We start from the raw sequence: 12,192 nt of genomic DNA, 5'->3' as shown, positions 1-12,192 counted from the left end.
TACTTACAACAATCCGTCGTCAGTCGTCGTCCCGCCCGATTCGGTGGTCGTCGGCGTCGGCGAGGGGGTCGGTGTCGGCGTCGGTGTTGGCGTGGGTGTGGGTGTCGGCGTTGGGCTCGCAGTCGTCGTTTCAGTGGTCGAATCGGACTCAGTGGTCGTCGCGTCACGCTGCTCGGTTGTCGTCTCTCCAGACTGCGTCGTGGTCGATTCGCCCGAGGAGTCGGGCGCAGACGACGAGTCCGCCGACGTGCTGGCGTCGGACTCGGCCTTGGTGCCGAAGATGTCCGTCTCGAACGTCTTCTCGTAGGTTAGCGGGTCGAGCGGGACGGTGAACGTCGTCCCGGCCGCGTCGAGTTTCGCGTAGAAGTCGATGCGGAGGTCGGTGGTCTGGTTCCGTTCGAGGTGCGTCACCCACCAGTCGTCGAGGTTCTCGTTTTCGATGTACGTCGTGGCCTCGATAGTCTTGGTGGACTCTGCCGGGATGACGTACCCGGACTCCGTCGCTCCCTCGCCCACGTCCACGTCGTTCATCGAGATGTTGTACCCGAGTTCCGAGACGGCGACGGGGTACGGCTTGGGGTTGTGGACGACGAACGTGAGTTCGAGTGCCGTGCGGTCTTCGGTCGCTTCGCCCCACTCGGCGCTCGTCTCGTTGATGTACAACACGGGGTCGGAGACGACTGCCGAGTCGGCGTTCACCTTGCGCGTCTCGGTAGAGTTGAACGACGACAGGAGGTCCGTGTCGATATCGCGGGATATCTCCGGTGCCTCGAACGTGCGCCCGAGTGTCTCGGAGCTAACGTCCGCGTCCACGCGGAGGGTGGAGTGTTCGCCGTTTTGGACGTGCGAGACCCACCACGCGGGGATTCGGTCGTTCGAGAGCGTCGTCTGGAGCGGGATTGCCGTCTCTCCGCTCCCGATGGCGACGCCGTCTTTCTCACCGTTCACCATCTCCAGTCCATTCATCGACACCGTGTAGTCGACGCTGACACCGGAGAGGTTCGCAGACAGCGGATTCGGATTCGCGACGTTGACTTCCGACTCGATGACCGTCGCCGTCTCGTTGACGCCCGCGAATCGGTTGTCGACGCCCTGTACACTCGGGACGCCGAGGACGCCCATGGCGAACGCCCCAGCGACGCCGCCTCCGACAAGGAGGAGTGCGGCGAGTGCGATTCGGAGTTTACCGCCGAACAGCACAGATGTCAATCCCATCGTAGAGTCACAGGAAGCTACTGGTACAAATGTCGAACGCCCGACGACGCCTTTGTGTCGTGGTCACATGATGCGCGAAGCAGGCCTTCGGGAGAGGACGTGCCACTGACACGACCCGCGTCGATGAGAACCGGTCACGCGACACTCGCTGTCGAATGAACTAAGTACGCACCCGAGAAGTTCGTCGATATGGAAACCAAGACGGTGCAATCCGACAAGTCCATCGGCTTTGCGGCGTTGTTCGGCGTGCTCACGCTCGTCGGTGCAGGGCTGATGGTTGCTGGACCGGACCAACTGACGAAAGCGGCTGGCTTCGCGGTGGCAATTATCGCCGCCTCGCTGGCCGTCTCCGGCGCTCACATCTTCCAGTAACGTAGAATACAAGTAACCGTTAAGAGCGCACATTCCCTAGACGGGGCGAGGATGACCGAGTACACCGACGAGGAACAACGCATTATCGCATACCTCCGCGATAGCGTTAGCCGCGGAGAGGGGTACTTCCGGGCGAAGAACATCGCCGAAGCGATTGGTCTGACCGCAAAGCAAGTTGGTTCCCGCCTCCCCCACCTGGCTGAGAAATCTGAAGACGTGGAAATCGAGAAGTGGGGTCGTGCCCGTTCGACCACCTGGCGCGTCACCCTGAGCTAATCGATTCAGCGGCTTTTTACTGACGAGGAGTGATGCTATCGCATGACCGTCCGCGTGAAACGAACGTTCGAGTTCGACGCCCCCGGCGAGGACGTCTGGGAGTTTATCGCCGACCCAGCGAAACGAGCGGGAGCTATCAGTGTCGTCGAACGCTTCGATATCTCCGACGATGGACGCCACGCGACGTGGTACCTCGAACTCCCGATTCCGCTCGTCCGGTCTACGGTCAAAGTCGAAACCGAAGACGTGACAGTCGAAGAACCCACTCACGTCAAATTCGTCGGTCGCTCGCGCGTGATGCGGGTCACGGGTGAGCACACTATCGAACCGAGCGAGGAAGGGTGCCGACTCGTCAACGAATTCGTCGTCGACGGCCGACTCCCGGGCGTCGAGACGTTCTTCGAGCGAAACCTCGACCGCGAACTCGACAACCTCGAAGCGGCGCTTCGACAGGAACTCGAATCGGCCGAGTGAGACAGCGGCAGTGCGCGCGCACGGGACACGCTATACAGTGTTACGGTGGGTTTATACACCATGGCTCCTTAGCCAGAATCGCCGACGCAATAGGCGCTTTTCTCGCCAGACGTCGGCGACTCCACATCCGCCGCACTCGCTGCAACGTATCGGGGTCCGTTGCGGCTTCCAACGACGTGGCCACGTCGTTTCGCGCCCCCAAGCCCGGAGGGGGCGCACCCCTCGCCTCGTCTCACTCCGCCAACTGGTGACGCGAGCGAACACGGAGGGCCACTCCCTTCGTGACTTTCACACCGTCGAGCGACGTCACTCCCCCTTAGTCCTCACTTCGAGTGCCTTCCGTCAGTCTCAAGACGCTGAGTCTGGGTGAGATTGTATGTCGTCTGACTCGTCGCTCGGCCAGTTTTTGACGGACCTCGGACTGCGAGTCGGTGCTGCCGCCGTCGTCTTCGGACTCTTCGTCGGCCTCGGCTACGTCAACCGAATCGACCTGTTCGGACTGTCGAATGTCCTCGGGTCGCAGTCGGCGTTCTTCGCGGCGGCGTTCTTGCTCGTCGGACTCGTCGCCGGAGGCTGGATACTGTTCCAACGTCACAGAGAGTAGGTCTGAAGCGTCCGCCGACTCCGGAGAGACTGCCGGTCAAAAAATCCCGTTACGACCGTTCGTGCGAGTCTACTTACTCGTCGTCTTTCGTCTTGATGTCTGCAGAGAGGCCCTGCGCCATGCGAATCTCTTTCGAGTTGTTGAGCGTCCACGCGGTGCGCTCGGTGACTGCCTCGATGATTTCGCGAGCAGACGGGTAGCCGTTACCGGACTTCTTCACGCCACCGAACGGCAGGTGAACCTCGGCACCGATGCACGGGAGGTTCCCGTACGCGAGGCCGACTTCGGCGTTGTCGCGGTAATAGTTGATTTGGCGGTAGTCCTCGGAGATGACGGCACCGGCGAGGCCGTAGTCGGTGTCGTTCTGAATCTCGACTGCCTCTTCGATGTCACCGGAGTACTTGAGCAGTGCGACGTGGGGACCGAAGACTTCCTCGTGCGTGCAGCGCAGGTCTTCTTTCGCATCGGCCTCGTAGACGAACGGACCGACCCAGTGGCCGTCCTCGTGGCCATCTGGAATCTCGTCGTCGTTGAGTTCGGTGCGGTCGACGAGGACGTTCACGCCTTCCTTCTTGGCGAGTTCGTTGTACTTGGTGACCTTCTCTTTGTGGCCATCCTCGATGAGGGGACCCATGAAGGTGTCTTCGCGGAGTGGGTCGCCGACGGAGACGTCTTTGGCGAGTTCGACGTAGCGCTCTTTGAACTCGTCGTAGACGTCCTCGTGGACGATGAGGCGTTCGGACGAGACACAGCGCTGGCCGGTCGTCTTGAACGACGACATGACCGCAGAGTGGACCGCGATGTCGAGGTCCGCCTTCTCCGTGACGATGATGCTGTTCTTGCCACCCATCTCACACGCGGCGAGTTTGCCGGGTTGCTGGGCCACCTTGCTCGCGACTTCGTGGCCGACTTCGGCGGACCCCGTGAAGAGCACGCTGTCGACGCGTTCGTCGTCGACGATAGAGGCACCGGCGTCGCCGAAGCCCTGTACCATGTTGAACACGCCGTCCGGAATGCCGGCGTCTTCGAACATCTCGGCGATAATCTGTCCACACCACGGCGTCTGCTCAGCAGGTTTCCAGACGACCGTGTTCCCCTCGACGAGTGCGACGGCCATGTGCCAGAACGGGATGGCGACCGGGAAGTTCCACGGCGTGATACACCCGACGACGCCGCGGGGCTTGCGGCGCATGTAGGCGTCCTTCGCTGGAATCTCGGAGGGGATGACGTCGCCCTTGGGGTGACGGGCGTCACCGGCGGCCCACTCGACCATGTGGTACGCCTCGATGACGTCGGCGCGACCCTCGGAGATTTCCTTGCCACACTCTTTGGTGACGACTTCTGCGAGTTCTTCGGTTCGGTCACGCAGTTCGTGGTAAATCTCCCAGAGGTACTCTGCGCGTTCGATGTGCGAGAGGTCACGCCACTCCTCGTACGCGTCGTCCGCCGCGCCAGTCGCAACGTCGATGTCTTCCGGGGTTCCGCGACGGAACGTCGCCAGCGTCTCGCCGGTCGCCGGATTCTCGCTCTCGAACGTCTCCTCGCCGGAGCCGTCTGTCCATTCGCCGTTTATATAGTGTCGGTAGACATCCTGCGCCATGATGGTGGTATTTGCGGAACTTACATTAATAACCCCGGCACCTCCCATGGGAGGGTCACCCCCGTCGCGTCGGCCATCGTGCCGACGACCGAGAGAGACGAATTACGGGTACTGTCACGCGTTGTGACCATAGACAAGGTCTTACACTCACACCTACTACGGCGCGGTATGAGCGAGCGCATGGCAGGGCAAGGCACGCGCCTGACGCTCGACCTCTGGCATCCGAACTGCTGGGCGATAGAGGCGACGAGTAAACACGACGGAGGGATTCTCGCACACGCGATTTACGATACGCCCGCCGGTGAAATCGAACGACCGAGCGGTCGGATGAACGGACTGTTCACCGCCTACGGTGAGTCCGGAGACGTCGTAGAGACACTCCTCGACACCATCGCCGACTCGACGTTGACCGGCGACGTACTCGAACTTCAGGAGCGGTTCGATTCACGAGGGAGACAGGTCGCGCCGGGGTCGGTCGCACGCGAATTCTTCTTGGAGTACGACCCGGGAGACATGATTAATCCATACTTGCTCGAACAGGGGTTCGTCCACAGTGCTCCGGCACGGATAGAAGACGGAAGAGAACTGTGGCAGGTCTGGTACGCCGGCGAACGAACCGAGATACGGGACCGAATCGACGCGGTCATGGACAACAGCGGAGCGGACATCAAAGTCCAGTCGATAACGTCCGCGACGGGAGCAGAACCGAAGCGAGAGCGACAACTCGACACGTTGACCCAGAGTCAGCGAGAGGCGTTCGAACTGGCGCGTGAGCAGGGCTATTACCGCTGGCCACGCGAGGTGTCGACCCGCGAACTCGCGTCGATGCTCGACATCTCGAAGACGACGTTGCTCGAACACCTGCGAAAAGCAGAATCGAAACTGTTGGACCCGCAGTAGCCGAACCGAGGCCCTGTCTGCCGAGTTTTTCTGTGTTCGGTGGGGTTTCGACGGGCGTGCTGAATACGTGGCCCGTACGCCGAAGGAGTGCCCCAAAAGACATTTGAACGACACTATCCGACTATTTCCATGAAGCGTCGGTCCCTCCTGTCTACCACCCTTCTCTCGATTGTTCCCCTCACAGGGTGCCTCGGTGACGGGCAACCGGTCAAACTGACTGCTCGAAATTTCACCGAGAAGTCAGTCGAAATCGATTTGTGCGTTCTGTCGGCGAACGAGACGGAACTGTTCGAATATTCGGGGACGTTCCGAGCAAACCAAAGCTACGAACTGGCGGACGTCGCAGGTCCTATCGACCACATCGAACTAGCAGTTGACGATACCCAGACGACCCATGAATACAGACCTGTGTTCAGCAGAACGTGTGAGAACAGAATTATGGACATCAAGATAACCGAGAGAGATGTCGATTTTGACTATCTCTGCGCATCGAGATACATGTGACGTACGGTCTCTGTCCGGCGTCCGCAAATGAGGTCAGTTTCTGTCGAACCCCACTAGCGTCAAACCCCGTGGTATTCAGACACCGACAACCGCCCGCAGTGCGAACAACGCGTTCTCCTTTCGCTCGCGCACGCGACGATAGAAGTACTGGAACCACTTGTCACCGTAGGGAGCGTACTGCCACACGTCGACGCCCTCGGCAGCGAGTTCGCGCTGTGCATCCTCGCGCACGCCCATGAGCATCTGCACCTCGTAGGGTGTCCCGTATTCGTCGTGGAGTTCGCGTGCGTACGAGAGCATCGCCGGGTCGTGACTGCCGACGGCGACGCCGTCGTCGAACTCGGCGAACATGTACTCGAGGAGGTCACGGTACACCTCGTCGACTTTGGCCTTCTTCTTGTGGGCGACGGACGCCGGTTCGTTGTACGCGCCCTTGACGAGTCGAACCTTTCCGGGGACGGACGCCAACCGTTCGAGGTCGTCCGGAGTTCGCTTCAGGTTCGCCTGCACGCAGACGCCGACGGTTCCGTCCGTCTCGTGGCCGAGGTCACAGACTGCGTCGAGAGTGACGTTAGTCGTCGTGTGGTCTTCCATGTCGACCCAGACGAAGATGTCTTCTTCGGAGGCCGCCTCCACGATTCGGTTGAGGTTCTCTCGGAAGACACCGTCACTCACGTCGATGCCGATTTGCGACGGTTTGACCGAGATGCACCCGTCGATATCCGCCGCGGCGACGTCGCGAACGAGCGAGACGTACGCTTCGGCGTCGGCATCCGCGCCGCGTCGGTCACTGTAGTGCTCACCGAGTAGATTCAGTATCCCCGAGACTCCGTCACGGTTCAACGACTCGACGTGCGAGACTGCACTCTCGGCCGTCTCACCCGCCACGAACTTGTTCGCGATGGGGGGTATCATCGCTCCCGTGTTTTGAGAGTCCCCTCCTAAAGGGGAACCCTACCAAATTATTCTGAGTATTAGGCATCGAAAATTAAACACTACTCGTGTTCGCGTACCCGAAATCGTCCAATCCCGACCATGGACGGTTACAGGTATATTTACGACAATCGGCGAGAAGTCCATGTTATGACACCGCAAGACATAGACCGCAGAACCTTGCTGAAGTTGTCAGGACTGTCGCTCGTCGGCGCGACTGCCGGTTGTCTCGAAGGCGAAGAAGAAGAACCGACCACCACCGAGCAATCGGGTGGCGGTGGCGGCGGCGACGACACCGAAGAGACGACGACTGCGAGCGACGACGGCGGAGACGGCGCTTCCTCGTACACCATCGGGATGGTCGACTCGCTCACTGGGTCACTCGCGCCGTACGGCGAGCGTAACACCCGTGGCCGCGAACTGGCACTCGAAGCAGTCAACGAAGTCGGTATCGGTGACGACGGAGTCTCGCTCAACATCTCCGTCGAGGACGACGAGAGTACGAATCAGGGCGGCGTCAACGGTGCGCAGAAACTCGTCAACCAAGACGGCGTCCCACTGCTCATCGGGTCTGTCGGGTCCGGTGTGTCCATCGCAATCCACGACAGCGTCACGAACGACGCGGGCGTCGTACAGATTAGCCAAAACAGTACGAGTCCCGAACTGACGACGCGTCCGGAACTGCTCCGCATGAGTCCGTCCGGTGCGGCGAAGGGGACGGCACTCGCCAACCTCGTCTACGACGACGGCCACGAGAACGTCGCCGTCACGTGGATCAACAACGACTACGGGACGGGCCTGTCTGACGTGTTCGCCGAGACGTTCGAATCCGAACTCGGCGGTACCGTCTCCTACAACGAACCGCACGACCAAGGACAGTCGTCGTACAGTGGTATCCTCACCGAGATGGCATCGACGGACGCCACCGCGTGGGTGTTCCTCACGTACGCGAACGAGTACACCGTCATGGTCAACGAAGGGTTCGACCAGGGGTACAACACCGCTGTCGACTACTACGGTGCAGAGTCGACCGTCGCCGACTCCATCATCGAGAACACGCCGGAAGGCAGCATGGACGGCATGAAGGGCATCACCGAGAGCGCCCCACAGGACCAGGAGAACTACCAGAACTTCGTCTCCGCGTTCGAGTCAGCGTACGACGCGACGCCGACCGTCTGGTCTGCCTACGCCTACGACGCCGTGACCGTCGCTGCCCTCGCAATCGAGGCGGCAGACGAGTTCAGCGGCGACGCACTCGCGTCGGTCGTCCGCGACGTGACCCGTCCCGAGGGCGAAGAAGTGTTCAACTTCGAAGAGGCCGCAGCAATCCTCAAAGACGGCGGTTCACCGAGCGACATCAACTATCAGGGTGTCAGCGGTCCCGTCGACCTCGACGAGAACGGTGACCCGCCGGGATTCTACCAGATTTACAGCGTCGAGAACCACGAGTACGTCTTCGGCGACTACATCACCAGCTAATCATGCACGTACGCACCGCGCGCCAACCGTCTGAACGAAGGGGGTCGAAGCGGTGATTCCGCTTCAAATCAGCCCGTTCCAGTACGTCGTCAACGGCGTGGTGTTCTCGAGCATCATCGTACTCGCGGCCATCGGCCTGTCGTTAGTGTACAGCATCGCGGACTTCGCGAACTTCGCCCACGGTGACCTCATGACCGTGGGCGCGTTCTCCGCGTTGTTTTCGGTGTCGTTCTTGCAACCGGCACTCGGCGACGCGGGCGTGTTCGGACTGCCGTTGTGGTTCTTCCTCGCACTCGCGTTCGGGATGCTCGCCGCGGCAGTCATCGCTGTCGTCACGGACCGAATCATCTACAAACCGATGAAAGGGTCAGGGTCCATCGGACTCCTCATCACGAGTATTGGGGTCGCCCTCGTCTACCGGGCGATGGTCTTCCTGTCGTTCGGGTCCGACTCCGAGCGCTACGGGGTGACCCGTCAGGGGCCGATTCCGTGGGTCCGCGAATCCTTCGGGGTCGCGGTCACACCGCGTAACCTCGTGGTCGTCGGTCTCGCGACGGTCCTCGTCGTGGGACTCCACCTGACACTGACGCGGACGACACTTGGTCGGAAGATGCGTGCGACCGCCGACAACGCGGACCTCGCACGAATCAGCGGCATTCGCACGCGGGAAGTCATCATCGCGATGTGGCTCATCGGCGGCGCACTCGCCGCCGCAGGCGGCGTCTTCCTCGGACTGGAAGAACTCGTACGCCCCCGCATGGGCTTCGACATCCTGCTCATCGTGTTCGCCGCAGTCATCCTCGGCGGCATCGGGTCCGTGTACGGCGCGATGCTCGGTGGCCTCGTCATCGGGATGGTCCACGAACTCGTCCCGCTGTTCAACCAGTGGGGAATCATCCCGGTTGGGTCGCGGTACGCCGCCGCAGTGGCATTCGTCATCATGGTCGCAATCTTGCTCGTCAGACCGAGCGGAATCGTAGGTGAGAGCGGATGAGTGTCGCAACCTGGGTGAACGAGACCGTCGTTCGCGACAAGACCGAGCGTCGCATCTTCGCCACGTTGGGACTCATCACGGTGCTCCTCGTCGTCGGCGTCGTCACCGGCGTCGTCGGGTTGAGTTTCCTGTTGTTCCAGATATCGCTGGTCGGGATGTACGCACTGCTCTCGCTCGGACTCAACGTCCAGTGGGGGTACGCCGGTCTCATCAACTTCTCAGTCGCGGCGTTCTGGGGCCTCGGTGCCTACTGTGCGGCACTCTTGACCGCACCCAACTCGCCGCTCGGACTCGGCCTCCACCCGGTCTTCGGGTTCCTCGCGGCAATCGTCGTGAGCGCCCTCGTCGCGATACTCATCGGTATCCCGACGCTGCGCCTCCGCGAAGACTACCTCGCGATAGCCAGTCTCGGGTTGGCGGAAGTCATCCGTCTCATCATCCTGAACGAACGGCAGTGGACCGCTGGGTCGAGCGGAATCAGCGGAATTCCCGCGCTCATCCCGTGGTTGCCGCTCACGAGACTCGCGACGACGGCAAGTGTCGTGGTCGTCCTCGGGATACTCATCTACCTGTTCCTCCGGCGGACCCACCGATCGCCGTGGGGGCGTGTCCTGCGGACCATCCGGTCCGACGAGGACCTCGCGAAGGCACTCGGCAAAGACACGTACCAGTTCAAGATGCAAGCGTTCGTCATCGGCAGCGTCATCATGGCCGTCGCCGGGGCGTTCTACGCGCACCTGAACCTGTACATCGACCCCTCCGACCTCGTCCCCCTGACGACGTTCTACATCTGGATTGCCGTCATCCTCGGCGGGACTGGGTCGAACCGTGGGGCAGTCGTCGGTGCCGCCGTCGTCATTGCCATCCGCGAGGGGACGCGGTTCCTCAACGACGTGCCGGCGATTGGGTCGCTCGGACTCGACGTCGCACCGCTCCGACTCCTGTTCGTCGGTGTCCTCATCATCCTCATCATGCGCTACCGGCAGGATGGACTCCTTCCACCGAAGGACGAACTCATCTGGCCGGCCGCGAAGGACACGGGGACGGCACCCAGCGGTGGGTCGCCGAAACCACAGACCGGAGGTGACGACTGATGTCCGGTGACGTGTACGAGGGCGCACACCTCGGGAAAGGCGACGCCGTGTTGAAGACAGTCGGTCTGGAGAAGGCGTTCGGTGGCCTCGTCGCCACCGACGACGTCTCCATCGAAGTCGAACGCGGGACCATCACGGGGATGATTGGCCCGAACGGCGCGGGGAAGTCCACGCTGTTCAACCTCATCTCCGGGTTCTACGAACTCGACGCTGGTCGCGTCATGGTCAACGGTGACGACGTAACCGACTTAGAACCGCACGAACGCGCCCGAAAGGGACTGGTTCGGACGTTCCAGACGCCTCGGCGTCTCGAAGGGATGTCGGTCCGCGAAGCGATGCTCGTCGGCCCGGGCCCACAGGCCGGTGAGTCGGTGTTCTCGCTGTTCTTCTCAGGTGACGAGGTCACTCGGGAAGAGCGGGCGAACATCAAACAAGCACGGGAACTGCTCGAACGCTTCGAGATTGGACACCTCATCGACCAACCGTCGACGGACCTCTCGGGCGGGCAGTTGAAACTCGTCGAGTTGGCGCGCGCCTTCACGACGAACCCGGACATCTTGCTGCTCGACGAACCGGTCGCCGGGGTCAACCCGACGCTGGCGAACGACATCAAGCGGTTCATCCGCGAACTCAACGAGGAGGGACAGACCTTCCTCATCATCGAACACGACATGCCGTTTATCATGGACCTCGCCGACCCCATCATCGTCCTCGACCAGGGGAAGGTGCTCATGGAAGGCACGCCAGACGACGTCCGCACGGACGAACGAGTCATCGAAGCGTACCTCGGAGGTGCAGGCCCATGAGCAACCGCGCACTCGACGTGCAAGGCGTCGACAGTGGCTACGGTGAGGTGCAGGTCCTTCGCGACCTGACGTTGCACCTCAAGTCAGACGAAATCGTCTGCATCATCGGTCCGAACGGTGCAGGGAAGTCGACGGTCCTCAAGACCGTCTTCGGACTCCTCAAACCGTGGACCGGAACGGTCGAACTCGACGGCCGAGACATCGCAGGCGAGGACCCAGAAGACCTCGTCAGAACCGGCATGGGATACGTCCCACAGGTCGACAACGTGTTCTCGTCGCTCACTATCGACGAGAACCTCAAGATGGGCGGCGTCGCCCGGAAACAGGGTCTGCAAGCACGTATCGACGAACTGTACGACCAGTTCCCCATCCTCGACGAGAAGCGCACCGCGAAGGCGAAGACGCTCTCTGGCGGCCAACGTCAGGTGCTCGCGTTCGCCCGCGCACTCGTCATGGACCCCGACGTACTCCTCATCGACGAACCGTCGGCCGGTCTCGCTCCGAACATCGTTCAGTCGGTGTTCGAAGACGTTCAGAAGGTGAACGAACTCGGAACCTCGGTGTTGATGGTCGAACAGAACGCCCGCGAGGGCCTCGCCATCTCCGACCGTGGGTACGTCCTCGACCAGGGCACCGTCGCCTACGAGGGTCAGGCCGGCAGTCTCCTCGACGACCCCGAAGTCTCGCGTCTCTACATGGGTGGCGCAGACTACGAGGGCGTCGAAGGGGAGTAAGTCGGTCCGACGCGGTCACACTCTTTATCGTGACTTCGACGACGAGAGCGACTGTGCCCACTCGCCAGACCTGTTAGCCAAAAATAATTTATTGAGAGGTAGCTACCAACAAAATTATCAATTCTCATTCGGTGGTATCTCCCGGATAGTCACGAACACACGTCATTCAGAGGCAGATGGTCATCTCCAGAGAACGATATTCCAGAA

The 12,192-nt window shown here is 61.2% G+C and carries 14 protein-coding genes; 11 read left to right on the top strand and 3 right to left on the bottom strand.

Going from position 1 to position 12,192, the window contains the following annotated elements:
• Positions 1-3: 3 nt before the first annotated feature.
• A complete protein-coding gene (locus GJR96_RS14525) occupies positions 4-1,215 on the bottom strand; it encodes an LEA type 2 family protein (protein ID WP_151163582.1) in 1,212 nt (403 codons plus the stop codon).
• 189 nt (positions 1,216-1,404) lie between these two features.
• Between GJR96_RS14525 and GJR96_RS14520 the strand changes: the two genes are divergently transcribed.
• From GJR96_RS14520 to GJR96_RS14505, 4 genes are all read left to right on the top strand, one after another.
• The gene (locus GJR96_RS14520) at positions 1,405-1,587 is read left to right on the top strand and encodes a DUF7525 family protein (RefSeq protein ID WP_058573605.1); all 183 of its coding nucleotides are present in this window, start codon (positions 1,405-1,407) and stop codon (positions 1,585-1,587) included.
• A gap of 51 nt (positions 1,588-1,638) precedes the next feature.
• Complete coding sequence (locus tag GJR96_RS14515) at positions 1,639-1,863, top strand: DUF7123 family protein (protein ID WP_058573606.1); 225 nt, start codon at positions 1,639-1,641, stop codon at positions 1,861-1,863.
• A gap of 42 nt (positions 1,864-1,905) precedes the next feature.
• A complete protein-coding gene (locus GJR96_RS14510) occupies positions 1,906-2,337 on the top strand; it encodes an SRPBCC family protein (RefSeq protein ID WP_151163581.1) in 432 nt (143 codons plus the stop codon).
• 376 nt (positions 2,338-2,713) lie between these two features.
• Positions 2,714-2,941 (top strand): hypothetical protein, encoded by a 228-nt coding sequence (locus tag GJR96_RS14505; RefSeq protein ID WP_151163580.1) that lies wholly within the window; start codon positions 2,714-2,716, stop codon positions 2,939-2,941.
• Between the two features lie 73 nt (positions 2,942-3,014).
• Here the strand turns inward: GJR96_RS14505 and GJR96_RS14500 are convergent, their stop codons facing one another.
• The gene (locus tag GJR96_RS14500) at positions 3,015-4,541 is read right to left on the bottom strand and encodes an aldehyde dehydrogenase family protein (RefSeq protein WP_151163579.1); all 1,527 of its coding nucleotides are present in this window, start codon (positions 4,539-4,541) and stop codon (positions 3,015-3,017) included.
• 168 nt (positions 4,542-4,709) lie between these two features.
• Here GJR96_RS14500 and GJR96_RS14495 point away from each other — a divergent pair, with 168 nt between their 5' ends.
• A complete protein-coding gene (locus GJR96_RS14495) occupies positions 4,710-5,441 on the top strand; it encodes a helix-turn-helix domain-containing protein (protein ID WP_151163578.1) in 732 nt (243 codons plus the stop codon).
• Positions 5,442-5,570: 129 nt separating this feature from the next.
• A complete protein-coding gene (locus tag GJR96_RS14490; RefSeq protein WP_151163577.1) occupies positions 5,571-5,945 on the top strand; it encodes a hypothetical protein in 375 nt (124 codons plus the stop codon).
• A gap of 75 nt (positions 5,946-6,020) precedes the next feature.
• Here GJR96_RS14490 and GJR96_RS14485 read toward each other — a convergent pair whose 3' ends face one another.
• Entirely contained in the window at positions 6,021-6,860 is an 840-nt protein-coding gene (locus GJR96_RS14485; RefSeq protein WP_151163576.1) for a proline dehydrogenase family protein, read from the bottom strand.
• A gap of 183 nt (positions 6,861-7,043) precedes the next feature.
• On the opposite strand from GJR96_RS14485, the gene GJR96_RS14480 reads away from it, so the two are divergent.
• The 5 genes from GJR96_RS14480 to GJR96_RS14460 are packed head-to-tail and all read left to right on the top strand — an operon-like array spanning position 7,044 to position 11,985.
• On the top strand, positions 7,044-8,357 hold the full coding sequence (locus GJR96_RS14480) for an ABC transporter substrate-binding protein (protein ID WP_191965905.1): 1,314 nt from the start codon (positions 7,044-7,046) through the stop codon (positions 8,355-8,357).
• A gap of 52 nt (positions 8,358-8,409) precedes the next feature.
• Positions 8,410-9,351, top strand: coding sequence for a branched-chain amino acid ABC transporter permease (locus GJR96_RS14475; RefSeq protein ID WP_151163574.1), 942 nt, complete (start codon positions 8,410-8,412; stop codon positions 9,349-9,351).
• A complete protein-coding gene (locus tag GJR96_RS14470) occupies positions 9,348-10,445 on the top strand; it encodes a branched-chain amino acid ABC transporter permease (protein WP_151163573.1) in 1,098 nt (365 codons plus the stop codon). Before GJR96_RS14475 ends, GJR96_RS14470 begins: the two co-directional genes overlap by 4 nt.
• Positions 10,445-11,251, top strand: a complete 807-nt coding sequence (locus GJR96_RS14465) for an ABC transporter ATP-binding protein (RefSeq protein ID WP_151163572.1) — start codon at positions 10,445-10,447, stop codon at positions 11,249-11,251. Before GJR96_RS14470 ends, GJR96_RS14465 begins: the two co-directional genes overlap by 1 nt.
• Positions 11,248-11,985, top strand: a complete 738-nt coding sequence (locus GJR96_RS14460) for an ABC transporter ATP-binding protein (protein WP_151163571.1) — start codon at positions 11,248-11,250, stop codon at positions 11,983-11,985. The genes GJR96_RS14465 and GJR96_RS14460 overlap by 4 nt, the downstream gene beginning before the upstream one ends.
• Positions 11,986-12,192 lie beyond the last annotated feature (207 nt).

Source organism: Haloferax litoreum, assembly GCF_009674605.1.
GTDB classification, from domain to species: domain Archaea; phylum Halobacteriota; class Halobacteria; order Halobacteriales; family Haloferacaceae; genus Haloferax; species Haloferax litoreum.
The sequence above is the reverse complement of the archived record's forward strand: the minus strand, read 5'-3'. Positions and strand labels throughout refer to the sequence as shown.